Origin of the sequence: Micromonospora chokoriensis (assembly GCF_000718555.1) — a bacterium.
Lineage (GTDB): Bacteria > Actinomycetota > Actinomycetes > Mycobacteriales > Micromonosporaceae > Micromonospora > Micromonospora chokoriensis_B.
Genome location: NZ_JOAN01000008.1, coordinates 20,568 through 45,049 on the forward strand (window position 1 = coordinate 20,568; position 24,482 = coordinate 45,049).

General features: G+C 68.9%; 26 protein-coding genes. 14 read left to right on the top strand and 12 right to left on the bottom strand.

All coding sequences use genetic code 11. The features are described from left to right. Positions 1–153 precede the first annotated feature (153 nt). From IF46_RS0112470 to IF46_RS0112485, 4 genes are read left to right on the top strand one after another with little or no spacing between them, the layout of a single operon-like run. The gene (locus IF46_RS0112470; RefSeq protein ID WP_051723863.1) at positions 154–1,695 is read left to right on the top strand and encodes a phenylacetate--CoA ligase family protein; all 1,542 of its coding nucleotides are present in this window, start codon (positions 154–156) and stop codon (positions 1,693–1,695) included. Next, on the top strand, positions 1,692–2,138 hold the full coding sequence (locus IF46_RS0112475; protein ID WP_030488484.1) for a hypothetical protein: 447 nt from the start codon (positions 1,692–1,694) through the stop codon (positions 2,136–2,138). Before IF46_RS0112470 ends, IF46_RS0112475 begins: the two co-directional genes overlap by 4 nt. Further along, on the top strand, positions 2,135–3,235 hold the full coding sequence (locus IF46_RS0112480; RefSeq protein WP_030488485.1) for a hypothetical protein: 1,101 nt from the start codon (positions 2,135–2,137) through the stop codon (positions 3,233–3,235). The genes IF46_RS0112475 and IF46_RS0112480 overlap by 4 nt, the downstream gene beginning before the upstream one ends. Then, positions 3,232–4,131 carry a hypothetical protein gene (locus IF46_RS0112485; RefSeq protein WP_030488486.1) on the top strand — a complete coding sequence of 300 codons (900 nt, stop codon included), beginning with the start codon at positions 3,232–3,234 and terminating at the stop codon, positions 4,129–4,131. Before IF46_RS0112480 ends, IF46_RS0112485 begins: the two co-directional genes overlap by 4 nt. Before the next feature lie 12 nt (positions 4,132–4,143). Here IF46_RS0112485 and IF46_RS0112490 read toward each other — a convergent pair whose 3' ends face one another. Together IF46_RS0112490 and IF46_RS0112495 are read right to left on the bottom strand one after the other, a co-directional pair. Beyond that, positions 4,144–4,518: a cupin domain-containing protein gene (locus IF46_RS0112490; protein WP_030488487.1), complete on the bottom strand. Its 375-nt coding sequence runs from the start codon at positions 4,516–4,518 to the stop codon at positions 4,144–4,146. Between the two features lie 109 nt (positions 4,519–4,627). Further along, the gene (locus tag IF46_RS0112495; RefSeq protein ID WP_030488488.1) at positions 4,628–5,125 is read right to left on the bottom strand and encodes a YcxB family protein; all 498 of its coding nucleotides are present in this window, start codon (positions 5,123–5,125) and stop codon (positions 4,628–4,630) included. A gap of 94 nt (positions 5,126–5,219) precedes the next feature. Between IF46_RS0112495 and IF46_RS0112500 the strand changes: the two genes are divergently transcribed. The 3 genes from IF46_RS0112500 (at position 5,220) to IF46_RS0112510 (ending at position 8,278) form a co-directional block, all read left to right on the top strand. Further along, on the top strand, positions 5,220–6,179 hold the full coding sequence (locus IF46_RS0112500) for a PaaX family transcriptional regulator C-terminal domain-containing protein (protein ID WP_030488489.1): 960 nt from the start codon (positions 5,220–5,222) through the stop codon (positions 6,177–6,179). 225 nt (positions 6,180–6,404) lie between these two features. Continuing rightward, on the top strand, positions 6,405–7,604 hold the full coding sequence (locus IF46_RS0112505; RefSeq protein ID WP_030488490.1) for a cellulose binding domain-containing protein: 1,200 nt from the start codon (positions 6,405–6,407) through the stop codon (positions 7,602–7,604). Positions 7,605–7,687: 83 nt separating this feature from the next. Next, positions 7,688–8,278 carry a DinB family protein gene (locus IF46_RS0112510; protein ID WP_030488491.1) on the top strand — a complete coding sequence of 197 codons (591 nt, stop codon included), beginning with the start codon at positions 7,688–7,690 and terminating at the stop codon, positions 8,276–8,278. Positions 8,279–8,406: 128 nt separating this feature from the next. On the opposite strand, the gene IF46_RS0112515 is transcribed toward IF46_RS0112510, so the two are convergent. Then, positions 8,407–9,444, bottom strand: coding sequence for a serine hydrolase domain-containing protein (locus IF46_RS0112515; protein ID WP_084597881.1), 1,038 nt, complete (start codon positions 9,442–9,444; stop codon positions 8,407–8,409). Positions 9,445–9,542: 98 nt separating this feature from the next. Between IF46_RS0112515 and IF46_RS0112520 the strand changes: the two genes are divergently transcribed. Both IF46_RS0112520 and IF46_RS0112525 read left to right on the top strand, forming a co-directional pair. Then, a complete protein-coding gene (locus IF46_RS0112520; protein ID WP_030488493.1) occupies positions 9,543–10,424 on the top strand; it encodes a fructosamine kinase family protein in 882 nt (293 codons plus the stop codon). 44 nt (positions 10,425–10,468) lie between these two features. Continuing rightward, complete coding sequence (locus tag IF46_RS0112525; protein ID WP_232234018.1) at positions 10,469–11,668, top strand: MFS transporter; 1,200 nt, start codon at positions 10,469–10,471, stop codon at positions 11,666–11,668. A gap of 373 nt (positions 11,669–12,041) precedes the next feature. Here the strand turns inward: IF46_RS0112525 and IF46_RS0112530 are convergent, their stop codons facing one another. Beyond that, positions 12,042–12,512 (bottom strand): VTT domain-containing protein, encoded by a 471-nt coding sequence (locus tag IF46_RS0112530; RefSeq protein WP_051723865.1) that lies wholly within the window; start codon positions 12,510–12,512, stop codon positions 12,042–12,044. Then, positions 12,509–13,102 carry a CDP-alcohol phosphatidyltransferase family protein gene (locus IF46_RS0112535; protein WP_051723866.1) on the bottom strand — a complete coding sequence of 198 codons (594 nt, stop codon included), beginning with the start codon at positions 13,100–13,102 and terminating at the stop codon, positions 12,509–12,511. Before IF46_RS0112535 ends, IF46_RS0112530 begins: the two co-directional genes overlap by 4 nt. Positions 13,103–13,177: 75 nt before the next feature. Here IF46_RS0112535 and IF46_RS33250 point away from each other — a divergent pair, with 75 nt between their 5' ends. Genes IF46_RS33250 through IF46_RS0112550 form a run of 3 tightly spaced genes read left to right on the top strand, consistent with a single transcriptional unit; the run spans position 13,178 to position 15,909 of the window. Next, entirely contained in the window at positions 13,178–14,344 is a 1,167-nt protein-coding gene (locus IF46_RS33250) for a sensor histidine kinase (RefSeq protein WP_051723867.1), read from the top strand. Then, positions 14,341–14,988 carry a response regulator transcription factor gene (locus IF46_RS0112545; RefSeq protein ID WP_030488498.1) on the top strand — a complete coding sequence of 216 codons (648 nt, stop codon included), beginning with the start codon at positions 14,341–14,343 and terminating at the stop codon, positions 14,986–14,988. Before IF46_RS33250 ends, IF46_RS0112545 begins: the two co-directional genes overlap by 4 nt. A 57-nt stretch (positions 14,989–15,045) precedes the next feature. Next, positions 15,046–15,909, top strand: a complete 864-nt coding sequence (locus IF46_RS0112550) for a TIGR03620 family F420-dependent LLM class oxidoreductase (RefSeq protein ID WP_030488499.1) — start codon at positions 15,046–15,048, stop codon at positions 15,907–15,909. On the opposite strand, the gene IF46_RS33255 is transcribed toward IF46_RS0112550, so the two are convergent. The 4 genes from IF46_RS33255 to IF46_RS33260 are packed head-to-tail and all read right to left on the bottom strand — an operon-like array spanning position 15,902 to position 18,649. Then, complete coding sequence (locus IF46_RS33255; RefSeq protein WP_051723868.1) at positions 15,902–16,594, bottom strand: DUF4184 family protein; 693 nt, start codon at positions 16,592–16,594, stop codon at positions 15,902–15,904. The two genes, IF46_RS0112550 and IF46_RS33255, sit on opposite strands and share 8 nt — an antisense overlap. Positions 16,595–16,600: 6 nt before the next feature. Beyond that, positions 16,601–16,945, bottom strand: a complete 345-nt coding sequence (locus IF46_RS0112560; protein ID WP_157562942.1) for a hypothetical protein — start codon at positions 16,943–16,945, stop codon at positions 16,601–16,603. Next, positions 16,942–17,277 (bottom strand): type VII secretion target, encoded by a 336-nt coding sequence (locus tag IF46_RS0112565; protein WP_051723869.1) that lies wholly within the window; start codon positions 17,275–17,277, stop codon positions 16,942–16,944. The genes IF46_RS0112560 and IF46_RS0112565 overlap by 4 nt, the downstream gene beginning before the upstream one ends. 19 nt (positions 17,278–17,296) lie before the next feature. Next, positions 17,297–18,649 (bottom strand): transglycosylase SLT domain-containing protein, encoded by a 1,353-nt coding sequence (locus IF46_RS33260; protein WP_198041427.1) that lies wholly within the window; start codon positions 18,647–18,649, stop codon positions 17,297–17,299. A 236-nt stretch (positions 18,650–18,885) separates the two neighbouring features. Between IF46_RS33260 and IF46_RS0112575 the strand changes: the two genes are divergently transcribed. Beyond that, a complete protein-coding gene (locus IF46_RS0112575; RefSeq protein ID WP_232234019.1) occupies positions 18,886–19,266 on the top strand; it encodes a hypothetical protein in 381 nt (126 codons plus the stop codon). Between the two features lie 236 nt (positions 19,267–19,502). Here IF46_RS0112575 and IF46_RS0112580 read toward each other — a convergent pair whose 3' ends face one another. Together IF46_RS0112580 and IF46_RS0112585 are read right to left on the bottom strand one after the other, a co-directional pair. After that, positions 19,503–20,600 (bottom strand): glycosyl hydrolase 53 family protein, encoded by a 1,098-nt coding sequence (locus tag IF46_RS0112580; RefSeq protein ID WP_030488505.1) that lies wholly within the window; start codon positions 20,598–20,600, stop codon positions 19,503–19,505. Between the two features lie 51 nt (positions 20,601–20,651). After that, positions 20,652–21,830, bottom strand: a complete 1,179-nt coding sequence (locus tag IF46_RS0112585) for a cellulose binding domain-containing protein (RefSeq protein ID WP_030488506.1) — start codon at positions 21,828–21,830, stop codon at positions 20,652–20,654. 210 nt (positions 21,831–22,040) lie between these two features. Here IF46_RS0112585 and IF46_RS0112590 point away from each other — a divergent pair, with 210 nt between their 5' ends. After that, positions 22,041–22,868: an SAM-dependent methyltransferase gene (locus IF46_RS0112590; protein ID WP_030488507.1), complete on the top strand. Its 828-nt coding sequence runs from the start codon at positions 22,041–22,043 to the stop codon at positions 22,866–22,868. Positions 22,869–23,038: 170 nt separating this feature from the next. Here IF46_RS0112590 and IF46_RS0112595 read toward each other — a convergent pair whose 3' ends face one another. Continuing rightward, positions 23,039–23,710: a hypothetical protein gene (locus tag IF46_RS0112595; RefSeq protein ID WP_157562948.1), complete on the bottom strand. Its 672-nt coding sequence runs from the start codon at positions 23,708–23,710 to the stop codon at positions 23,039–23,041. Positions 23,711–24,482: the final 772 nt, after the last annotated feature.

Genomic DNA, 24,482 nt, shown 5'->3' on the forward strand with positions numbered 1-24,482 from the left:
ACCCAGTGGGTGCCCGGCCACTCAGTCGAGGCAAACGCATACCGCGCCGCCGCTGTTGTCAGTGCGGGTCGAGCGCGGGGCCGGCTGGATACTCAGGACGGCTGAGTACCCGTCGTCAGGCGTCCGGCTCGACCGGCCAATAGTGTGGCCCGCGTGGTGACATTCCTTCGCCGGTGGACGCTACGGGCCGCGAGCTTCGCCCTGACCTGGCTCTACACCCTCTACCGGATCCATCCGGCGGTGTGGCGGCTCATGGCCCGTCAGTACCGTCCGTACATGGGGCGCTTCGCCCGGCTGCACGCGTGGATGACCTGCCAGTTCGCCGCGATCGACGTGCCCGCGTACGGCGACTTCCTGCGCCGCAACCAGTGGCGGTTCCGGTGGTTCGACCTGTCGTCGTACCCGCCCACGGACAAACGGTCGTACGTGCAGGCGTACCCGGAGGCGCAGCGCTGTCGACACGGCGAGATCGAGATCGCCGGCAGCGTGGTCGACGAGTCGTCGGGCTCGTCAGGTCAGCCGTTCAACTGGATCCGCAGCCGCCGCGAGCTGCGTTCGGTGCACAAGAACCTGGCCGGCTACGCCACCATGGTGTTCCCGTCGAAGCGGCGGTTCGTCATCAACGCCTATTCGATGGGCGCCTGGGCCACCGGAACCAACACCGGAATCGCCATGTCCACCATCGCGATGGTGAAGAACACCGGACCGGACCTGCGGAAGATCGTCGACACGCTGTTGTACTTCGGGCCCGGCTTCGACTACATCGTCACCGCCTACCCGCCGTTCCTCAAGCACCTACGCGACCAGCTCGACGCCGAGGACTTCCCGTGGGCCGACTACCGCATCAGCGGTCTGGTCGGTGGTGAGGGGATGACCGAGGCGCTGCGCGACTACCTGGAGGAACGCTTCGTCAAGGTGCGCTCCGGCTATGGGGCCAGCGACCTCACCATCGGCATGGCCGGGGAGAGCGACTTCAGTGTCTGGGTTCGCCGACAACTGCGTACCGATGCCGCGCTGCGGACGGCCCTTCTCGGCGCCGACGAGCACCGGCTGCCGATGGTCTTCCAGTACAACCCTCTGGAGACCTACCTGGAGACCACAGCGGACCAGGAGGTGCTCTGCACGATCAACTCAACGGCGGTGCTCAATCCGAAGGTTCGCTACAACATCGGTGACGAGGGCCGACTGATCTCGTACCCGGATGTTCTGGCGGCGATCGCCGACCCGGCGGCGCGGGCCGCCGCGGAGCGCGCCTGGCGGGTCGACCGGATGCGCTTACCACTGCTGTTCCTGTTCGGACGCAAGGACAGCACGATCTCCTACATGGGGGCCAACATCTATCCGCAGGACGTCGAGTACGGCCTCTACACGGACAACTCCCAGGCGCACCTGCTGCAGAGCTTCTGCCTGGCGGTGACCGAGCAGGCTGACCTGGAGAGCCGCCCGGTCGTCAACCTGCAACTTCGCGAGGGCGTGGTGCTCGGCCCGACTGCGCGACAAACCCTCACCGACACCTGCCGCTCGGGGGTGCTGCGCCACCTCGCCGAGGTCAGCCGGGACTTCGCCGAATCCCTCGTCGAGGACCCGTCCGCAGCCGACCTGCGGGTGGAGGTCCACGAGTACGGCACCGGCCCATTCGCCAACGCCGCCTCAAAGATCAAGAACGTGTACCTGGTAAAGGGTGTGGCGGCATGAGAACCACCGACTTCTCCGCCGCTCCCCCGGTGGGCCAGGCGACCGCCATGTTCGTCGGCGCCACCCGCTATCGCGGACCGCGCTCGATCCTCACGCTCACCCGGACCTGGTACAAGATGGTCCGGCAGATGCGGCGGATGGACGGGTACCGGTGGCACACGGTGTATTACCAGTTCCCGTTCACGCTCGGCACCATCGCCTTCTTCAGCGACCGTGACGCGCTGCTGAGGTTCGCTCGCAGCCGCCACCACCGTGACCTCATGTGTTGGGTCACCGATCACGGCACGAAGAACGCGACCGGCGGCTACATCCGCCTCTACAACGCCGAGCCAGAGGGCTACAGCAACGGCATCTGGCGCGCTGAGGGGGACGGCATGGCACACATACCGACGTTCACCCCGCTGTCGCAGGAGACGTCCGGCCCACCGGTGCATCGCGGATGAGACTGACTCCCGTGCAGTCGCGGGCCGACCTGCGGGCGTTCATCGACTTCCCGCTCCGGCTCCACCCGACCGACCGGTACGTACCCCTGTTGTCGTCGGTCATCGCGACCCACCGCCGTACCGCGGAGCTGTTCCTGGTTCGCGACCGACGTGGCGCGGTCGTCGGCCGCACAAGCATCCACCGCAGCGCAGCCTTCGACGCCAAGGTCGGCCCGCGGCAGTTGTTCGGGCACACCGAGTTCGTCGATGACGACGACGTGTTCGCCGCCATCATGGACGCGGTCGAGACCAGGGCCAACGGCCGACCGCTGTTCGGGCCGGTGGCGCTGCTGCCGAACCAGACCGGCGGGGTGATCACCTCCGGCTTCGCCGACCGCGGCTTCGTGGACTCGGCGTGGAACCCGGGCTACTACCCGGACATGTACGAGCGGCACGGCTTCCACCGGCGCTTCGAGGCCGACACCTGGCAGGTCGACCTCGACGGCACGGCCACGGGTGCGCCGCTGGCCGCCGGCGCCGACCACGGGTTCGCCTTCGACGATGCCCGGATCGGCAGCGAACGGCTCGTCATCCGGCACGGCTCCCGGTGGCACCTGCGCAGCCAACTGCCGATCCTGCGTCGGATGCTCAACGCGAGCTTCGCGCAGTTGGGCTACTACACCGAAATCTCCGCAGATCAGCTGGCCGAGCAGACCGACGGCCTCGCGTTCCTGCTCGACGAGGCGCTGCTGCTCTGGCTGGAGAAGGCCGGACGACCTGTCGCGTTCGTCGTCACCGTGCCGGACATCTCCGAATACCTGATGGGCGTCGGCGGCCGGCTCGGCGTACTCAATCAGCTCCGTCTCCTCGCCACCCGGGGCCGATACCGACGGGACGCCGTCCTCATCATCAAGGGCACCGTCCCCGACGAGCAGGGCAACGGGTACCTGACGCTGCTCTCCCGGGAGCTGCACCGCAACCTCGCGCGCAACGGCTACCGGACCCTGCGCAGCACCTTCGTCGAGCGGACGAACGTCGCCTCAGCCGCCCAGTACCGACGGGCGGGCGGGCGGCCACTACACGGGTACACCTTCTACGAGAAAGGGGCGACGGCGTGAGCTGGGTCGAGCAACTGCGGGCCAGCGAGGCGATCTGCCGCCGGGCACCGAGCGCCCACAACACGCAGCCATGGCGACCGGAATACCACGCCGACGAGATCACCATCGGCGTCGATCCGGCCCGCAGCCTGCCCGACTCCGACCCAACCGGCCGCGACCTGACCCTCGGCATCGGCGCATTCGTCGAGACGTGCCTCATCGTCTCCGCCGAACTCGGCCTCGCCGTCACCGCGGCACCCGGTCCACGACTGATCCCCGCAGCGAATCGGTACCCGACTCCGTTCACGATCGCCGACATCGAGGCTCGCCGCGTCGCCCGTGGCCCCTACACACCCGGGTACATCGACGCCGCCGTCCTCGCCGACCTCGGGCCCGGCATCGTGCACGTCCCGACCCGAGATCTCGTATCGGACCTGGCGGTCGCCGACCGGTGGCTGTTCAGCACCCCGGCCGTGGCGGTCGAGTTGCGGGACTGGCTGCGGCTGCGCCCCCGCCATCCTCGATACCACCTCGACGGTCTCACCGACCGGGCGCTCGCCCTGTCCGGGTATGAGGCGCGGTTCCTGTCGGCCGCGCTGCGCGCGTACCCGGTCACCCGCCGACTGGGTCTGCCGGCGCTGCTGGCCGCCAGCGGCCGCGGCCTGTTGCGCTACGACGGCACCGTCCTGGTCCTCCTCGCCGACGACGACGATCACGTCGCCGCAGGCCGGCGTCTTCTGCGTACGTGGCTGACTCTCGCGCGACATGGCCTGGCGGTCCATCCACTCAGCCAGCTCATCGACTGCCCTGCCACCGCCGGCCGGCTCGCCGAGCGGGTCGGTGGTCAACCGCTCGCGGTGTTCCGAGTCGGTCGACCCCGCGCCGAACCGGTCCGCTCAGCCCGACTTGGCGGGTAGCCGCCGGCGTACTCACTCGACCTTGGTGAGGAGTGGTTTCCCCTTCTCGACGACGTACGTGGCCAACTCGACCGCAATGCCGTCGCCCACATTGCGTGCCTGGTGATGCACACCGTATGGAACGGTCAGAGCGTCACCCGGTTTGCACACCACTGGAGGCTGACCCTCAAGCCGATATTCCAGCGACCCTTGCAGAACGCAGATGATTTCCTCACCCGGATGGAAGTGCTTGAACGGGGGCGAGTCCGGGGTGAACTCGACCCGGGTCTGAATGACCTCCCGCCCCGCAATGCTGAGGTCATGCCGTTGCAGATCGACCCGCCACAACCCGGGTGCTGACTCCACAGCAGTGGGGCTGATGCCCTCGGGTCGAAACGTGTCGCTCATGACGGCCTCCGGTAAGCCGCCCGGGCGGCGGCATCTCTTCGATCTACTGCATCCCTGTCGAGAATAGGTAGCCGCCGACGGTCCGGGGCCCGGATGCCGACACCGGAGTTCACCGATCTTGCAGCAGCCCTCGATCGGCCATGTGGGCGCGCAGTGCCTCGGCATCCTCGGCGGACATCAGCCAGCGCGGGATCACGGTCGCCGGCATCCGGCCGACGTACACGACCCAGAAGTCCCGGACGTCCTTGACCTGGGTGACCCCGTCCCAGGCGATGCCGCCGGACTCCGAGCCGCTGCGCATCATGATGTTGTCATCGGTGATGTCGTAGCCGCCCTCGACGGCGTAGCCACTGGAGCGGCGTCGGGCCCGCGCCAGCACCCACGGCCGGTACAGCATCGACAGCACGCCGGCCACGAGCAGCGTCGTCCACAGCGACGAGATCCGCTCGCCCCACCCGAACCCTCGCGAGACGACGAGACCGATCACCCCGACCACCGCCAGGACCGCGCCGATGTAGCCGAACCGGCGCAGCCGAACGCTGCCGAGCGCAGCGGCCACCCGGCCCGGGTAGTCGGGGTCGGCGGGGACGTCAAAACGGATATGCACGCCAGAACGATAGTGCCACCACCCGCCCCTGGCAGCGCCTTGCACCCACGCCACCAGCCGAGCCGTGCGCCGGAGGGTGCGGCAGTCTGGTGAGGTGAACGCCGACGACGTCCGAGTTCCCCGGGCCCAGTCCGGATCCAGCCCGCAGCATCTGCTGACGACCCTGCTCGGTGAATACCTCGACTCCTCGGCTGCCGACCTGCCGTCGGCGGCGGTCATCGCGATGCTGCGGGAGTTCGGGGTCAGCGAGGCCAGTGCCCGCGCCGCGCTGTCCCGGCTGGTCAAACGTGGTCTCATCGCCACCCGGGGGAACCGACGGCCGCCGGTCTACCACCTCACGCCGCAGGCGATCGCCAAGCATCGGTCCCGGATGCAACACTTCCTGAACTTCGGCTCGCGTCCAGCGCCCTGGACCGGCGAATGGGTGCTGGCGTCCTTCTCGATCCCGAGCTCCGGCCAGGCGTCCCGGCACGCCGTACGCAGATCGTTGAGCGCCCTGCGGTTCGTGGGCCTGTACGACAGCGTGTGGATCCGGCCGGGATCCGACGCCGCCCCGGTGCGGGAGGCGCTGCGCGAGGTGCTGCACCAGGTCCAAGGCGCGCGGTGGTCGGTCCTGCACGTCCGGTTCGACGAGGAGGCCGGGCCACACGGCCCGGCCTCCGCATACGACCTGGCCGCTCTCGCCGCGGCCTACTCAAGCTTCATTCAGCAGTACGCCGAGCTGCGGGCGGCCGCGCGCAACGGGGAGGTGGACGCGGCCCGGGCGCTGGTGGCTCGTACCTCCGCCATGGATTCCTGGCGGAAGTTCGCCGACATCGACCCGGACCTGCCGCCGCACCTGTTGCCGGCGCCCTGGCCCCGTCAGGAGGCAAGGGAGACCTTCCTGGACATCCACTCCGCGCTCGGCTCGCTCGCTCAGGCGCGGCTCGTTGAGGTGACGACGCCGCACTGGCCGGAGGCCGCCTCGTGGATCACCCACTTCCAGGCGTCGAGAAATCCCTCGCGACCGGAGCCGACCCGCGGCGACCAGGGCACCCCGCCTCTGCCCGACTGACGACGGCGGCAGCGGGCCGTCAGGCTAGAGCAGACATTGACACTTTTCATTGCGACAGTGATAGTAACTGCATCCAGCTCCCATCGGATCGCCTGTGGCGACCGCGGCCGGGCGGCCGACGCCCACGACGACCTGACCCCGTGGCTAGCGCTGGCCACCGTCGTCGGGCACGAACGACCGCCGCTGCCGGGAGCACCACCACCGTGACATCTTGCTGGAGGGTCAATGAGAAAGAAGTCGAAGATCTACGCCGGGCTGGCGGCGGCCATCGTCCCGGTCGCCTCCGTGATCATGGCGCTCAGCGGGACGCCGGCGTCCGCCGCCATCGGCGGTTCCGGCCCCTTCCCCGCCGACTACGAAACCTCGGCCACCCTGGCCAACCACACAATCTTTCGACCTCAGACCCTCCCGTCCGAACGCCTCCCGATCGTCGTGTGGGGCAACGGCGGCTGCTCGGCCAACGGCCTTTCCCAGGGCAACTTCCTGCGCGAGATCGCCTCCCACGGCTTCCTCGCCATCGCCAACGGCGGCCCGAACGCGTCCGGCTCCACCAACTCCCAGATGCTGACCCAGTCCATCGACTGGGCTGTCGCGGAGAACTCCCGGCAGGGCAGCAAGTACTACAACAAGATCGACACCTCCAAGGTCGCCGTCGCGGGCTTCTCCTGCGGAGGCTTGGAGGCGTACGCGGTCTCGAACGACCCACGCGTGACCACGACCGGCATCTTCAGCAGCGGCCTGTTGAACGACGCCGACGATTACCAGCTCAGGAGACTGACCAAGCCGATCGCCTACTTCGTCGGCGGGCCCAGCGACATCGCGTACCCGAATGCGATGGACGACTGGGGCAAGCTGCCGTCCGGCCTGCCGGCCTTCATGGGCAACCTGAACGTCGGGCATGGCGGCACCTACGACCAGACCAACGGCGGCGAGTTCGGCCGGGTGGCAACTCTCTACTTCAAGTGGCGTCTGAAGGGTGACACCACCGCCGGTCGCAACTTCGTCGGCTCGGACTGCGGTCTGTGCCGCACCCAGTGGAGCATCCAACAGAAGAACCTGACGCTCGACGACGGCACGCCGCCCACCACGCCGCCGCCGACCACGCCACCTCCCACCACCCCACCGCCCACCGCCGGCTGCACCGCGGTCTATGCCGTTGCGGACCAGTGGAACGGGGGCTTCGTCGCCAACGTCAGCGTCACCGCAGGGTCCGCCGCGTTGACCGGCTGGCGCGTCACGCTCAACCTGCCGAGCGGCGCGTCGGTCAGCTCACTGTGGAACGGGGTCAGCAGCGGCACCAGCGGCACGATCACCGTGGCGAACCAGAGCTACAACGGGCGACTGGCCGCGGGCCAGGCCACCAGTTTCGGTTTCCAGGGCACCGGTAGCGGCAGCGGCGCCACCGCGAGCTGCACCGGCAGCTAGACCGAGCCCTCGGCGGGCCGGTGCCCAGGCACCGGCCCGTCGAGGGCGCACCCGGGCCCGGCGGATAGGAGAGACTGGCCGGCATGGCTGATCTGAGCGACGTGAAAGCTGCGCTGCACCACTACCTCCGGGAGAACCGCGAAGACCTCATCTGGAAGCTCGACGGGTTGAGCGAACGCGAGGTCAGGCTGCCCCGCACCGCGACCGGCAACAACCTGCTAGGCGCGCTCAAGCATTGCCTCAACGTCGAAGCCGGCTACTTCGGGCTCACCTTCGGTCGCGAGTTCCCGACGCCCGACGAGTTGGTCCCCATGGCGGCGTACGACGAGGACCCGCAGGCGGACTGGTACGCCGGGGAGGACGAGACGAAGGACGGGCTGATCGACCTCTATCGCCGTGTCGGCGCGTTCGCCGACCAGACGATCGACGAGCTGCCACTCGACGCGCCAGGGCAGGTGCCGTGGTGGCGGCCAGGTGCGCAGGACGTGACTCTGCACCGAATCATCATCCACGTGACCTGCGACATCGCCCGCCACGCCGGGCACGCCGACATCATGCGCGAACAGCACGACACGGCGGTCGGCCTTCGGCGCGACAACACCAACATCCCCGACGATTACGACTGGCCGGCGTACGTCACCAAGCTGACCAAGCTGGCTGACCACTTCGCATGACGGCAGACACGACCGGCATACGTGACGCCTGGTTCGTCCACGACCGCCCCTGAGCAACCGACGGGTCGCACACACCTTTCGCGGTCTGCGCGACTCATTCCTGTCGTAGCTCCAGGACGTACGACTGGTCAACCGGTGGCGCTCGTGACGGTCTGCGACACGTCGCGGATCAGATCGAGTGGCTCCTCGGTCCAGTGGGAGGCGAGGACGAGGTCACGAGCCGGGTCGACCCACAGCAGGTGTCGTCCGCCGTTGCCCCGGGCGCTGCGGCCCGTCGTCGGGGCCCCGGGCCACGGCACCTGCTCATCGTTGAGCCACCACAGATAGCCGTACTCCGGTTTGACCGGGCACGGGGCCCAGGACTGGTCGACCCATTCGGCGCTCAGCAGCCGGGCGCCGGCATGGATTCCTCGGTCCAGGAAGAGCTGCCCGATCAGGGCCAGGTCCCGGGCTGGGACAACCAGCCCTCCACCCCAGTGCGCGCCACCGGAGACCACCTCGACCCGGCGGCGGTCGAGGTCGATGACGCTGGTCCGGTACCCGTGCCACGACCACCGGTCGGAGGCGCCCAGCGGGTCCATGACCCGCTCCCGCAGCACGTCCGGCAGCGACCTGCCGAACAGCAGCGTCAGCGCGTACGCGAGCAGGTTCATCCGCACGTCGTTGTACGCCCATCCCTCCCCCGGGGGCGTGCCGTGCACCTCGGTCCGCTCGCGGAAGCTCTGCGCGTCAACGCTCGTCGGTTTGCCCCACAGCTCGCCCTCCCACTGGCTCGACTGCTGAAGCAGATGACGCCACGTGATCCGCTCGTTGTGCGGCCCGTGGAACTCGGGAGCGTCGACGACCTGGTGCACCGGCTGGTCCGGCACCAACAGCCCGTCGTCGAAGGCCAGCCCGGCCACCACCGACACGACCGTCTTGGTGACGCTGAACGCCATCTCCGGGACGTCCGGGTCGCCCCAGACCGCGACCTCCCCGCCGCCGACCCGGACCACGCCACTGGCCCCACTGGCGGCGACCAGTGGGCCGACGACCTCACGGTGACTCGTGTCGGCGACCTGTCCTGCCAGGTAGGTCTCGATGTCGGCGGCGGCACTCGTCCACCGAGCGCCAAACTCCCGGACCACCCGCTCCAGCCGCTGCTGATCCACCGACACGAGACTCATACCCCGAAGTGTCCAACACCGATACCACCGCCAACGCCGAGCCGCGACGAGCCACATAGGATCAGGCCACTCGCACGCCAGCCCTGAGGAGCGTCCAGATGCGCTCGACGACGACCCTGCTGCAACGTCTACGCCTGGCTGGGATGCCTGAGGTCATCGCGGTGGAGCCGATGACGGGTGGGCTCGCGGCGCTCGCGGGCATCGCCACCCGTCGGGACGCGCCGCCGGTGTTCGTCAAGGGCTTCGCCGACCCGCCAGCCGACGACGTCTTCGTCGCCGAGGCCGAGGGCCTGGCCGCCCTGCGCACGCTCGGTGGTGTGGCGACACCCGAGGTGATCCTCGCGGATCGGGACCTACTGGTGTTGTCGGTGTTGCGCGCGAGGCCGCGCAGCGAGGTCTTCTGGGAGCAGTGCGCACACCTGCTTGCCCACCTGCATCTGAGCACGACCCACCCTCGCTTCGGCTGGCACCACGACAACTGGCTGGGCCGTCGCCGCCAGGTCAATACGTGGAACGACGACGGCTTCGCCTTCTTCGCACAGCACCGGCTGCTGCGGTGGCTCGATCAGCCCCGCGTCGAGGCGGCGCTCGACGCGGAAGACCGGGCGGCGCTGGAACGGCTCTGTGACCGGCTGCCCGACCTGCTGCCGGACCGGCCGGCGTGCCTGACGCACGGGGATCTGTGGGCACAGAACATCCTGGCCACCCCGGACGGGCAGCCCGCGCTTATCGACCCGGCCGTGTCGTATATGTGGGCGGAGGTCGATCTCGCGCACGTCTGGTCCACCTCGCCCCCGCCCGAGGCACGACGGATGTTCGCGGTCTATGCGGAACTGACCTCGCTCGACCGTGACTGGGAGGCCCGCATGCCGATCATCCAGCTACGACAACACCTCGCCGTGCTGGCCCAGTTCGACGACGACTGGGGTGCCGGCGACCAGATCCGCGCCGTCCTTGCCCCGTTCCGGACGCGATCCTGACCAGCGCCACGGCACCGGAGGTGTCGCCCCAGAGGGCCAGGGCCGTGCTCGTCACGCTCTCCCTCGCGGCGTTCGCGTTCATCACCACCGAGCTGCTGCCCGTCGGCCTGCTGACCCACATCGCACCCGATCTCGACCGGTCCCGCTCACAGGTGGGCCTGCTGGTCAGCGGGTACGCCATCGTGGTCGTGTTGGCGTCCGTGCCGCTGGCCCGGCTGACCCAGCGGATTCCCCGGCGGCACCTGCTCGGCGTCACGATGTTCCTGTTCGCCGCCGCGAACGCCGCCGCCGCGCTGGCGTCGACGTACGCCGTGCTGGCCGGCGCCCGCCTGGTGACCGCCCTCGCCCAGGCGTTGTTCTGGTCCATCGCCACGGCGACCGTGATCGGGCCCTTCCCGGTCGCGGTGCGCGGCCGGGCGGTGGCGCTGTTCGCGACCGGGGCCACGCTCTCCCCGGTGCTCGGCGTACCCCTCGGCACGTGGCTTGGGCAGCAAGCCGGTTGGCGCGTGGCGTTCGCGGTGCTGGCCGGGGTCGGCCTGGTGATCGCCGCCGCCGTGGTCATCCTCCTTCCCTCCTATCCGCCGGCCGCTGGCGGCGCCGCCCGGGGCACCGCACCGGACGCCCGGGGTTTCACCGTGCTGCTGATCGCCACCGCCCTCGGCATCGGCGGCTTCATGACCCTGCAGACCTACGTCACACCGTTCCTGCTCGACGTCAGCGGCTTCGCCGACGCGGTGCTGGCGCCGCTGCTCTTCGTCTCCGGCGCGGCCGGTGTCGTGGGCACCCTGGCCGCGGCCCGGACCCTGGACGCCCGACCGATCGCGTCCCTGCTGACGCCGCTGGGCATCGGCACGGCCTCGCTGCTCGGCCTGTACGCGCTCGGCGCGCTCCGGCCCGGTGTGGTCGCGCTCCTCGCCGGGTTCGGCCTCGCGTACGCGGCGTTCGGCTCGGCCGTGCAGAACCGGACGTTGCACCTGGCCCCGGGCAGCACCGACATCGCGTCGGCCGGCGTCAGCACCGCCTTCAACGCCGGCATTGCCGGCGGATCACTGCTCGGCGGGGCTCTCCTGCCCACCTCGGGGGCACGTCCGCTGGCCCTCACCGGCGGGCTGCTGACGCTGGCCGCCCTCACGCTGCTCGCCGTGGACACGCGTCGGAGCCGCTCCGCCGGGCCAGCGCCGACCGTCGTCCCTGCCCCCACCAGCTCCGCGGCTTCCTCTGCTACCCCGAAGCCCGCTAGCTGATCGCTTCACGAGGCATCCGGTCACTGCGGCGGCGAGACCGGCGAGCCCAAACGGCAAGTTGTCCCTGACGCGGGTCAGCCTCGCAGAATCGACCGGTGCCGCGCGGGCGATCGCCCTGCTCCGATCGCTGGACATGCCCATCGCCGACATCCGCCGCATCCTGGCCGATGCCGACGACGGGGAGCGCCGCAAGCTGTTCCGCGACCATCGCGCGCGGCTGGAAGCCCGTCTGGCATGCGGGACTTCGTGGTGCGCGATCCGGATGGGCATCGCTTCACTCTGGGCCGTGGCGAGCAGCGGTTACGCGACATCGCCGACCACTATGGCCAACCACCGTGGCTGCGACATCGCGGCAGGTCGTAGCCACGGGCGGTCAGGCCAGCGCCGCTGGCAGGAGGAGGAGTGCAAAACGGGTCACCCGCCCGAGCAGGCACGCGACGGCGAACTCCCAGCGTCGAACGCCTGCGCTGCCGGCGGCGAGGCTGACCACGGCCAGCGGTGGCACGCCGACCGCCGCGGAGACGAGCACGGTCGGCAGGGCGGTCCGGCGGCGGGAGAGCCAGCGCCGGATCGGCCCGGTCCAACGGGCGGCCCGGGTCGCCGCGCGAGGGGTGTTGCTCCGCTGCGCGAACCTCCGGCCCAGCCGCCCCGTTCCGCGACGCGCGGATTCGAACAGGAGCAGTTTGCCGGCGGTCTGCCCGAGCGCCAGAGCGAGTACGGCGACCAGAGCGTGGCCGCCACGTTCCCCGGCGACCAGGGCGTACGCCTCGGCGTTGACGAGTGGGACGAGCGCCGAGGCGAGTCCGTAGCCGAGCCCCGCCGCCGCCTCGGCGAGGCTGCTCATGCCCGGCCGTCCCGGTCGAGCAGCCGGAGCACCGCGGCGACCGACCACAGCTTGACCGCGACGACAGCCACGGCGACGCCCAGCGCGAGCTGGTACTGCCCGAACGCGATGGCGCCGACGACCCCGGCGGTGTTGGCGACCTTGGCCAGGGGTGACCAGTTCAACGCCCAAACCCGCCGGTCGACCAGGTGGAAGTAGTTGGGGCTGAGCACGGGCCAGCACAGGAACGCCAGCGACAGCATGGTGTCCAGCACCAGGAACGAGAGCAGAAAGACCAGGGCCACGACCGCGACGTCGGGCAGGAGGGAGATCAGGCCCACGCAGAGTACGGCGGTGCACGCGCGGTCGCTGACGATGTCGAAGACGGCACCGGCCCGGGTCTCCTGTCCGAGCCGGCGGGCAGCCCAGCCGTCGAGCACGTCACCGAGCCAGTAGATACCGTACGATACCGCCATCAACGGCACGGATCCGGCGACGAGCGCGACGATGCCGACGGTGACAGCGGCGACCGTGCGGATGGCGGTGATGTAGTTGGGGACCGTACGAAAAGGGCCGACGTTGATGGCGGCGCGGGAGTCGACGAGAGTCACCTCTGCAGCGTCCTGCGGTGAGCGTGTCGGCGGAACGTGCCGAGGTGCCGACCTGGTCGCGGGGGTGGCACCGGGGTGCCGGCCGATCTCGTACCCGGGTACTGGCCGCTCTTCCGGCTGGTCGCGGAGACTGTGCAGGTGACTGGAGTCCGCGAACGTCTACGCGACCCCGCGCGAGTGCGCCGATTCGCGTACGGTGCGGTGGGTTTGATCATCGCCACCGTGGTCACCACCGTCGAGGGGGGCGTGTCCGTGCCGGCGGGTTGGGCGTGGCTGGTGCTGCCGGTCGGCCTCGGGGCCACGGCGCTGCGGCCCCGCTACCGTTCCCTGGTCTTCGCGGTCTGCGCGGGGTTCGTGGCGATCGTGAGCACCGGCGAGTCGGTGCAGTTGGGCCTCGCAGCCGCCGGCCTGGTGTTCCTCTCGGTCTGCGAAGACCCCGCCCGACACCCGTGGCTGGGCTGGGTGGGTGGCTTGATCGGTGCGGCCGGTGCCCTCGCCACCGCGCTTGTCAACCAGCGCGGGCTGTACGAGCAGCCGTTCTTCTTCGTGACGGCCGGCTACCTGCTGGCGATCCTGTTGCGCTCGTGGTCCCGCGGCTACGCCCTGGATCGGGAGACAGGCGACCTGCGCGACCAGGCGGCCTGGCTCGAACAGCGCACGAACCTGGCCCGCGAGCTGCACGACGTGGTCGGCCACCACGTCACCGCGATGGTGGTGCAGGCCGAGGCGGGTCAGCTCAGTGACGACCCAGGTGCGGCGCTGCGGGCGATCGCGGGCAGCGGCCGCACCGCGCTGAGCGAACTCGACACGCTCGTCGTGCACCTGCGCGATCCGTTCGCGGCGATCGCGGTGACTGCGCCGCCTCGCCTCTCCGACATCGACGAGCTACTCGCACAGCCGCTGCGCCAGCAGGGCGTGACGGTCCGGGTGGAGCTGGACCCCGATCCGGGGCTGGACGAAGTCGGCGTGTTGACCGCCTACCGCATCTCCCAGGAGGCGCTCACCAACATCGCCCGTCATGCGCAAGCCACGGCGGCCTGGGTCGAGTTGGTCCGCGTCCGCGACCACGTCCGCCTGCGGGTCAGCGACGACGGCATCGGGCCGCCCCGCTCGCCCACGAGCGGCAAGGGCCTGCTCGGCATCGGCGAACGCGTTCGCGCCTGCGGTGGGAGCTGGGAGCTGCGCCAGCGTCCCGGCGGCGGCACCGTGGTGCAGGCACACCTGCCGGTGGCGAACCCGTGATCCGCGTCGCGATCGCCGATGACCAGCAACTGGTCCGGGACGGCTTCAGCCTGATCCTGCGTTCCCAACCCGACATCCAGGTCGCGGCCGAGGCGGCCGACGGCCGACAGTTCCTCGACGCCGTACGCCGTGACTCTCGCATCGACGTCGCCCTCGTCGACATCCGCATGCCGGTACTCGACGGCCTGCAAGCCACCCGCGAGCTTGCCGCGATCCCGCACGCCCCGGCCGTCATCATCGTCACCACCTTCGACGACGACGCCTACGTCCTGGACGCCATCGCCTCCGGCGCACGCGGGTTCCTGCTGAAGCGGTGCAGCGCCGGTGACCTGATCGCCGCGGTGCGCACCGTGGCGGCCGGCGAGGCGGTGCTCTCCGCCGAGGTCACCGGCGCCGTACTCGACCGGGTCCGCGCGACCGGGCCAGCCACCCGCGTGGAGTTGACGGCCTACCAGTTGACCGCTCGAGAGACCGACGTGCTCGCCCTGATCGGCGCCGGGCTCAACAACAACGAGATCGCCGAGCGCCTCTACCTATCCATGAGCACCGTCAAGACCCACGTCACAAACGTGCTGGCCAAGACCGGCAGCCGCGACCGCGTACGAGCCGCCATCCTGGCGATCCAGGCCGGCCTCGTACCGTGACAAGTTCCAGTCGGTGGAGGCGCTTGCAGGAGGGCTGATGGGTCATAGGGTTGCGGTATGGCACAACGACTGGTCAGCGTGTGGCAACCGTTCTTCCTTACTAGCGAGAGTCAGGGCGCGGCTGTCGACGCCGCGGCCGAGTTGGAAAACCTCGGCTATGCACGGATCTGGTTCTCCGGCGGATTCGGGGAGAACGTCACCCCACGCTTCCGGGAGATCCTGGATGGGACCACGCGCATCGGGGTCGCGTCGGGGATCGTGAGCATCTGGCACTCGTCGCCTGCCGAGGCTGCGGCCTTCGTCCAGGACGCGGAGCGGGCGCATCCCGGCCGGTTCCTGCTCGGTCTCGGCGCCAGCCACGCGGTGCTGGTGGAAGGCAGCGGCACCGACTATCGCAAGCCGTACTCAAGGATGGTGGATTACCTCGACGGCCTCGACGCGGCCGGGCTTGCGCCCGAACGGCGCATCCTGGCCGCGCTCGGCCCGCGAATGCTCGAACTCTCTCGCGACCGTTCGGCCGGGGCGCACCCGTACTTCGTCCCGGCCGAGCACACCGCCGAGGCCCGGGTGGCGATCGGGCCCGACCGGTTGCTCGCCCCCGAGGTCGCGGTGGTTCTCGACGAGGACGCCACCACCGCGCGCGCCACCGCACGGCAGTACATGAGCGGATACCTCGCACTGCCGAACTACACAAACAACCTGCGGCGATTCGGCTGGACCGACGAGGACTTCGCCGCCGACGGCAGCGACCGCCTCGTCGACGCCCTGATTCCCTGGGGCAGCATCGAGAAGGTGGCGGCCGGGCTGGAGCAGCACTACCGGGCCGGCGCGGACGAGGTGGCGATCCAAGTGCTCAACGGCGGCGACGCCACGACGTTCCCCGCCGACGCGTTCCGTGCTCTAGCCAAAGCCCTTATCTGACGTCGGGGCGTCGGTCCCGTGCGGCCACCGCCGCCGAGGCGATCAGCAGGCCGGCGGCGACCGCGCACAGCAGACGCGCACCTGTGGTGTGCGCCAGGAAAGCACCGGGGAGGAACGGTGTGACCGCCATCGCCGGCACCGCCACGACCACGGCGACCGACCAGAACAGGGCCGGACGGGAACGGCGTGCGGGCGGGTCCCCGTACCACCGGCGCAGCAATCGGTGTCTGCCGACATGCAGCGCGATCAGGAGCAGACCGATCGCACCCAGGGCGTGCATCACGTACTCGGCGGCGGGTACCCGCAGTTCGAACCCGTCGAGGGCCAGGTGACTCGCCGCGCCGGTAAGGGCGGAGGTGACGGTGATCCACCAGCGGTGCCTCGCCAGGGCGAGGCATCCGTAGTCGCGCAGCGCCAGCGCGCCGCCGGCCGGCAGATGGACGGCGATGATGGGCGCGGCCCGCCGTACCGCCCAGGTGCCAACCCAGGCGATCGGTAGACACCAGCCAACCAACCCCACGAGTTGGTGGGAGAACGGCCAGACCGGCAGGCCGGAGCCGTCGAGGACGTAGGCGAGATCCGGCGCCATCGAACCCAGCGCCAGCGCCACGCCATCGAACCAGCCCGGCCGCCACAGCTTGAGGGGCAGGACCGCGGCCGGGTGCGACGGAAAGGTGAGGGGCACTACGCCTTATCCGACCGAGGTTCCGACGTACGCCAGCGCAGTGGCCGCCAACAGCACAGCGGGGATCGCGAGGGTCCAGCGCGGCATCCACCGCAACCGGACCGCTACCGCGTCGAGCACCAGTGACACGATGGCGCTGCCGCCGCCGACCAATGCCATGAACGTGAGCCAGACGCCATCGTTCTCCACCATGTCGCGATCGCTCTGGTAGTCGCCGGTCAGCCAGGCCAGCCAGAGGAACAGCGCGCACACGATCGCGACGACGTTGAGCCCACCCGTGATCAGCCAGGCCGTTACGGTGCCGACCCCCCGCGCCATCGTCCGGGCTGGGCTCGGTGTCGAGTCGATCATCGCTGCTCCGGCGCGACGTAGACCGAGTCGGTCAGATAGCGGCTGATCCGGTCGGCGTTCGCCTGGTCGGTCTGCTGGTACGCCTGACCGGAGTGCCGCAGTTTCGTGGACAGCGCCCCGAGCAGGGCCACCACGTCCTGGTACTGGTCGGCCGAGAAGTCCGCGAACGCTCGGATCTCCCGGGTGACGTCCTCGGACAGTGCCTCCATGCATCCCTTGCGGGACAGATCGTAATCCGGTCGGCCCGCACCGAGCGCGCCGGCGAGCTCGACCAGGACGTTGGCGCTGTGATTGATGGAGGCCAGGTCTGCGCTGAGCTCTGGGTCGGCCACGGTAGCTCCTTCCGGCGGGTCAGTTGCCGTACAGGACGATGTTGACGTCGTGCCGGGCGGACTCGAAGTTGCTGGCGTAGCCCTGCGCGATCGGTTTGTTCCAGTCGGGGCCGCCGTTGTAGCGCGCCGCCAGCTCGTTCAGTTGGTCGGACGTCATCTGCCTGGGATCCACCCCGGCGAAGTCGGTCGCGTCTTTCGCGTCGGAGAGCACCTTCGCGGCGATCACGATGCTCTGTCGTGGATCGTCCAGCGATGTGATGATCTCTTCTCGCTGCTTGTCACTGATGTGCGCAGGATCGTATCCCAGCGCCACGGCCGCCGTGTCGACCTGGATTCCCATGAGTCCGAACGAGGTGTCGTCAGCGTCCTTCCCGTCCAATCCGTGGCGACGCATCCAGTCGGCGAGGTGGTCGGCTACCGGCGGCTTGCCGCCTGCCTCCTGATAGACGATCCCGGCGAGCAGCTCCGCGGGGATGCCGTACTCATAGGCGGATGCCTGGATAAGCTCCTGATTGGTGCGGATCCAGGCCATCTTGTATTCCTGCTCACGATCCGGGTCGACGTACTTGCCGTACATCGCACTGGCCGGATCCCACTCGGCGGGCACGTTGCCGCTAGTGGCCAGAACCCGCCGCCGAAGATCCTCATGGATGTCCGAGACGCCGTCCGCCCCGTCGACTCCGAAGACCGGCACGGCTCCCTGACCGGGAAGGCGGGACTCCTTGTTCACCATTCCTGCTTCGCCGATCTCGACGAGCACACCCGGCGACGTCTCGATGATCTCCTCGGCCGCGTTCGAGTCGGCCTTGAAGTCCGGCAATCGCCGGAACGCCTCCCGCATCTCGGCGATGCAGTCGTCGCGGGCCTCGCGTTCTGTGTCGCGGACGCGACTGTAGGCCCGGGCAGCCTCGTAGTAGAGGCTGTCGGCCTCTGCGCGAACAGCGTTGATCTGATCCTGCCAATCATCCTCGGCCCGCCGGTCGAACCAACTGGTGCTTTCGCGCAGGTCCTCCCACTGCGAGAGTGGTTCAGACTCCCGGACCCGCTTGCTCTGGGTGTTGGCAATGTCCTTGATGAGATCGCGCAGCTTCGAATTCGCCGCGTCACCGATGATCATCTCGCGCTTGGCCACGGCCAACGCGTCGGCGTACTTGAGGAGCGCGGCGGCGGCCAGCGCGAAGGCTTCGCGCAGCTCGTGGGCGAGGGTCTCCGCGTCGCCGAGACGCCTCCGGCACAGATCGGCCGCGTCCGACTGCCACTCCAACTTCGCCGGCAGACTGATGAGATCGGGCAGCACGGTCTCGATGAGCTTGACGACCCGGTCCAATTCCTGGCCATTGATGCGCATCAAGCCTGGTTCGACCTCGTGCATGAACTCCACATCACGTCGGAACGCCATGAAATCCCCTATGGGCCGCCTCGATGCGGTCACTCTAGGCGGCGCCGTCAAGGAATTTCGGTGCCGAATGATGCCGCGAGCGATGCCCCTGCTCGCGCTGGCGGACCGCCCCCGGAGCGAGATCACCCCAAGTACTTGACGACGCAAATTTCCGGCGGTAGCTTCGAGATCCATCTATCGATGTCTATGGAAGTGGGTAATCTGTGCTGATGAAATCCATCGCCGTCGCCGCGTCCGTCGCCGCCGTGCTGGCCACCGCCCCCGCCGCCTCGGCGGCAACCCCGCAAGCATCGGACGAAGCCTGGCCGCCCGGGAACTGCCCGCAGGGAATGTTCTGCATCTGGCCCAACTGGGATCACCCGGCAGAGGGTCCTACCGCGACTCCGTCGCTGATGACCAGCAGCGAGTGGTCCGGCAACGTCGCGGCCTTCAACTTCTACAACCGCACCTCAAGGAACGCCGAGATCACCTGGTCCTACAACTATCTCGGGACGCCGCTCTCCGGCGTGATTTGCGCTCGCCCCGGCGGCGGGGACTTGTACGTGCCCATGTTCGTGACGAAGGTGAGTTGGCAGACCCGTACCTGCTGATCCTGGCTCGCCGCCTGGTCGTGCTGGCGTCGGGCGTGGCTCGGCACCGGTACGCCGATCACCGTTCACGACGCCCGCCGACCCCGCGAGGCCCTCCTCGCCGACCTCGACGTCCACCCGAGTGTCGCCGGATCCGCGATCACCCGATAGACGAACTCGGCCGTTACATCCCCTCGCCTGGACGCCGCCCGCTTGCTGACCGTTGCGGCCCATGGCGGCACGCACGCAAGAGGGGGTCAAGGCGTCCAGCGCACGCCCGGGTTGACCCGCCCAGACCAGTTGAAGACGGCCATGTTGTCCCACTGGTTTCCGGTGCCGTTGATGTTGGCCGGGTCCCAGCCGTTGCCGCTGACGGCGTACCAGGTCGGTTCCCAGTAGAAGACGCCGATGGCCCCCGCGTTGCGGGCGGTGTTCTGGACCCAGTCGAACTCCTGGGCCTGCCCGGCCCAGGTCGCGCCGATGCCGTCACAGGTCGCGTCGCCGATGGCGTTCGGCTCGCTGTCCGCGTTGTTCCGGGTGAAGGGGTACGCGGTCTCCACGATCACCACCGGCTTGCCGTAGCGCCCGCGCAGGTCGACGATGTTGTTGTAGAGGTTCGACAGGGTGCCATGCCACATGCAGTAGTACGACTGGGCGGTGATGTCCCACTGCACACCCTGAGCGCGGATGCCGTCGTAGAACCATCGGGCGTTGGCGTTGCTGTCGGCGTTGGCGGTGTGGATCATCACCGGGATGCCGCTGCCGCACGCCTTGGTCGCGTTGTAGCCCTGCCTCAGCAGGCCGGCCAGCGGGGCGAAGTCGTTGTTGACGACCTTGCCCTCGTTCCACAGCATCCCGACGTTGATCTCGTTGCCGATCTGCACGCTGTCCGGTGGGGTGCCCTGCCCCCTGAGGCTGGAGCAGACGTCGTAGGTGAAGGTGTACACGTCGGTACGCAGCTGGCTCAAGCTGTGGCTGGCCCAGGCGGCCGGCTTGTACTGCTTGCCGGGGTCGGCCCAGGTGTCGGAGTAGTGGAAGTCGACGAGCACCTTGAGGCCCTTCACCCTGGCCACCCTCGCCTGAGCCAACACCGCGCTCTTGTTGTTGTAGCCGCTGATCGGGTTGTTCCAGACGCGCAGCCGGACGTAGTTGACGCCGACGGATTTCAGGATGTCCAGTGGGTCGCGGGCGACACCGTCGGCGTCGTAGTACTTGGCGCCCAGATCCAGGCTGCGCTGCAACGAGGAGACGTCGGCGCCCCGCATGGTGAGCGTATTCGCGGCGGAGGCGGGCGTGGGCGTACCGCCGACCGTGCTGGCGACGGCGAGGATACCGGCCGTGACAGCCCCGATCAGGGCCCTGGTGCGCTGCTGAGGTGTGACCGAACATGTGTTCACGAAACTCCTTCAGCCCATCGTGCAGGGAGCGCCGTTCAGCGAGAAGCCGGTCGGCGGCGCGTCGCTGACGCTCCACCGCCCCTGGACGCCGAAGGTCGCAGAGCTGTTTGGCGCGAGGACGCGGTTCCAGTCGACGTTACGAGCGGTCACGGTGGCCCCGGTCTGGCCGATCGTGGCGTTCCAACCGGAGGTGACCTGCTGATCTCCTGGAAAACTGAAGGTGACGACCCAGCCGTCGATCGGTGCCGCCCCGGCGTTGTGGACCGTCGCTGTGGCCACGAAACCGCCCTGCCACTCGGACTGGTTCCGGTAGGTCACCCGGCAGGTCGAGGGCGGCGGGGGAGTCGGAGTGGACGTCGCCGTGGGCAGAGTGACCGTGTTGGACGCGATCGACACGTTGCCCACCGCATCCCTGGCCCGCACGTAGTACAGGTTCCGCAGCGGTGTCGACGCGGGTAGCGCCGCCGTGTACGTCGTTCCCGGCACGGTGGCGACCAGTCTCGAGGTGAACCAGCCGTCGAACTGGTAGACGTTGTACCCGAGCACACCGACGTTGTCCGTCGACGGCGACCAGGACAACGTGCCGGTCGAGCCGGTCACCTCGCCGACGGTCAGGTTCTGCGGCGCGGTCGGCGGGGTGGTGTCCGGGCCGGTGTCCGTTACCGGGGTGACCACTGTCAGCGCATCCGACCAGTTCGAGCGTTGCCCGAGGCTGTCCCGGGCGATCAATCGGAACGTGTACTGCTGGCCCGACCCAAGGTGGGCGGTGATCGTGGTGCTGGTGACGGCCCCGACGCTGGCGCTGAAGACGATATCGCCGAACTCCTGGTAGTACGTGATGTCGTAGCCGGTGATGGCGCAGCAGCCAGGCGTGGCAGCCGTCCAGGTAAGGGTGACCGACCCGGTACTGACCTCGCTGGCGGTCAGGTTCGTGGGCGCACTCGGGGGGACGGGCGAGGTGCTCGGCGTACTGATCGGCGTGGGCGGCACGGTCTCGGCCGGCGCCGCGCCGGGCACCGCGGCCGCGCGGGGCGCCGGGGCGACCCCCCGATTCGCGGTGGGCGTCGCGGCGTCGGCCGCCGGCGCGGCGCTCAGAGCGGTTGCGAGCACCGCCGCCGACAGCACGACAGCGGCCAGCAGACCCGGCCGCAGACGGCGGAGCAGTGAGGACGAGGAAACGCCTGTCATACGTCGACCATGCAGCAATTGATCGATGATCGCCAATGCATCTCACACCTCGGTCGGCGACCGGCCCGCCGCTCCTGACGCCTGAGCCGCGTCAATGGGAGCGATACCAGTGGGGCAATGTTCAACCCTCCCGATCGCTACACTCGCCACAACGCCGGCACCGCCCGAAGATCTCAGCCTGCGCCAATCCCCCATCGAATGGAGACGCCTGTGACCCGCGACAAGGCGGCACCCCCCGGCATCGACCCCAACATTCCCAGCGTGGCCCGGGTCTATGACTTCTTCCTGGGCGGCAAGGACAATTTCGAGGTCGACCGGCAGGTCGCCGAGCACGCCTTGCGGATCACACCGGACGGGCCGGCGGCCGGCCAGGCAAACCGGGCCTTTCTGCGTCGGGTGATTCGCTTCCTCGTCAGCGAGGCGGGCATCGACCAGTTCCTCGACATCGGGTCGGGTTTGCCCACTCAGGGCAACGTGCACGAGGTCGCCACCGAGCAGAACCCGAAGGCTCAGGTGGTCTATGTGGACAACGATCCGATCGTCCTGACGCACGGACGGGCCCTGCTCGCCGCAGAGGGCACCGCGACGGTGATCCAGGCGGACATTCGGGAGCCGCAGGCGATCCTCAACCATCCGGACGTACGTCGGTTCCTCGATTTCGACCGGCCGGTCGGGTTGCTGCTCTTCGCGATCCTGCACCACCTCGGCGACGACGAGGATCCGAAGGCGGTGGCGGCTGCATTGATCGACGCGCTACCCTCCGGCAGCTACGTGGCGATCTCGCACTTCCGCGACCCGGGCGAGCGAGACCCAGAGGGCTCCCGCAAGGCCCGCGAGGTCGAGCGGGTCTTCAACGAGTCGCTGGGCACCGGCCGCTGGCGTACCGACGAGGAGATCCTCTCGTTCGCCGACGGGCTGACGGTGCTGGAGCCGGGACTGGTGCCGCTGGCCGAGTGGCGCCCAGAGCCGGGCGCACAGGCGACGGTGCAGACCGACACCTATCACACCTTTGTCGGGCTCCTCGCTCACAAACCGTAGGCTTCGTCATCCGGTGTGCGGTCCGTCGGCGAGAGCGCGCCGCCGACGGACGCGCACGTCGAATCTGACCCGGGTGAACGAGCCCCGCCAGTCTCCGGTACGCGGTACTGCCAGACACATTCCGGCGACTGCCGTCCGCTTGGACCATCCAACATCGCGGAGGCCGAACATCAGCTCCCGGAGTCCGGGAACAGGTACAGGTCGAAGTACACCTTCTGGTGGTCAAGCTCCAACTGCTGACTGCCGTAGAGGCTGGGCGGGCCAGCGTAGGTGCCGATGAGGTTGTACAGGCCCGGGTCGACAGCGAACTGGAAGGCACCATCGGGGCCAGTGACGACCTCGATCCCAGCTGGCTCCAGCCGAATCGTCGCCCCCTCCACCGGCAGCCAGGTGGTCATGTCGAGCGCTTGACCTTCGAGGTTCCAGACGGCCGACACTGTAAAGCTTCCCTGCGTCATGGGGCTCAGCCGGCCGCGGCGGTCGACCGCCACCACGTATACCGGCCGCTCACCCATCACGTTGCCTACATCGATCGTCACATCGGCCGTACCGTTCGATGCCGCGTAGACCTCGCTGGCCAGGTGCGTGTCACCGACGCTGTACCGGAACTTGGTCACCCTGGTGTCGCCGATCGCATCGAACCTGATGGCGATCTGGCCACCTTCGGCGACGTCGTCCCCGCCCGGAAAGCTGACTGCCGGCTGAAGAGGCGCCTTCGTCCCGGACGGCCCTCGGACGGCCGCCGATGCAGGCGGCGCCACTAGCATCGAACCTGCGGCCAGCGCCAATGACGCGGCCAATGCAGCAACACCACGGCGAGTGAGACGGGTGCGCGCACCCAACGTTGATCCGACAAACATTCCAGCCCTCGTATCATCAGAACGTCACGGCGCGCCCACCCTAGCCAGCAAGATGATCTACGTCAACGTCTTTCAATGCGTCCCGAATGGACTGTCGTGGGGCATGCCACCCCTAGCCCCGCGGGCTGATGAGGCTGGCAAACGGCGGCCTCCAGCTGCTACTGATTTGAGCGCTGGCGCCGGAGCAGCAGCACTGCTGGTATGAGGTAGCCAACGCCAAGCAGTGCTGCCAGCGCAGCAATGATCACGGACCAGCTGATCGGGTCCCCGATGTGGAGAACCCAGTACGTCACGGCAAAGAAAGACCAGAAACCTCCCAGGAAGAACCCCTGCTTCGGCGTCTTCGCTGTCTGCCACCACGGGCTACCGGCCGGCTCCACGCACACAATCCTGCCACCGTCAGGGAGATAGGACACGCCGAGGACAGGCGATCGGCCAACTGCCATTGAGACTCGGATTGAGTCGCAGTCAGTCGCTCCACCTGGCGGCTGACCCGGTGTTTCTCTGGGGTGCCGCCGACCGCAGTCGGCCACCCGTGGTCGGCGTTGACAGCCCCGTCGCGGCCAGCCCGGACGCCCAGCGATGGCCCACAGCGCATCTACGGGTGCCCGGTCGCGATACGCCTTGATCTTGCACTCCGCTGGCACGCAGCACCTCCCACCTCTACGGCTACTGACTTCCGCGCTTCCCCAACTTCCCGGAATCTGTAAACAACCCTTGATATTAAACTTCACGAGCGTCAATATGTGGAGGT

Coding starts and splice junctions, on each gene's coding strand:
- IF46_RS0112475 (WP_030488484.1), top strand. CDS start 1,692: ATGAGAACCACCGACTTCTCCGCCGCTCCCCCGGTGGGCCAGGCGACC.
- IF46_RS0112480 (WP_030488485.1), top strand. CDS start 2,135: ATGAGACTGACTCCCGTGCAGTCGCGGGCCGACCTGCGGGCGTTCATC.
- IF46_RS0112490 (WP_030488487.1), bottom strand. CDS start 4,518: ATGAGCGACACGTTTCGACCCGAGGGCATCAGCCCCACTGCTGTGGAG.
- IF46_RS0112505 (WP_030488490.1), top strand. CDS start 6,405: ATGAGAAAGAAGTCGAAGATCTACGCCGGGCTGGCGGCGGCCATCGTC.
- IF46_RS0112510 (WP_030488491.1), top strand. CDS start 7,688: ATGGCTGATCTGAGCGACGTGAAAGCTGCGCTGCACCACTACCTCCGG.
- IF46_RS0112515 (WP_084597881.1), bottom strand. CDS start 9,444: ATGAGTCTCGTGTCGGTGGATCAGCAGCGGCTGGAGCGGGTGGTCCGG.
- IF46_RS0112520 (WP_030488493.1), top strand. CDS start 9,543: ATGCGCTCGACGACGACCCTGCTGCAACGTCTACGCCTGGCTGGGATG.
- IF46_RS0112530 (WP_051723865.1), bottom strand. CDS start 12,512: ATGAGCAGCCTCGCCGAGGCGGCGGCGGGGCTCGGCTACGGACTCGCC.
- IF46_RS0112550 (WP_030488499.1), top strand. CDS start 15,046: ATGGCACAACGACTGGTCAGCGTGTGGCAACCGTTCTTCCTTACTAGC.
- IF46_RS0112560 (WP_157562942.1), bottom strand. CDS start 16,945: ATGATCGACTCGACACCGAGCCCAGCCCGGACGATGGCGCGGGGGGTC.
- IF46_RS33260 (WP_198041427.1), bottom strand. CDS start 18,649: ATGCACGAGGTCGAACCAGGCTTGATGCGCATCAATGGCCAGGAATTG.
- IF46_RS0112575 (WP_232234019.1), top strand. CDS start 18,886: ATGAAATCCATCGCCGTCGCCGCGTCCGTCGCCGCCGTGCTGGCCACC.
- IF46_RS0112585 (WP_030488506.1), bottom strand. CDS start 21,830: ATGACAGGCGTTTCCTCGTCCTCACTGCTCCGCCGTCTGCGGCCGGGT.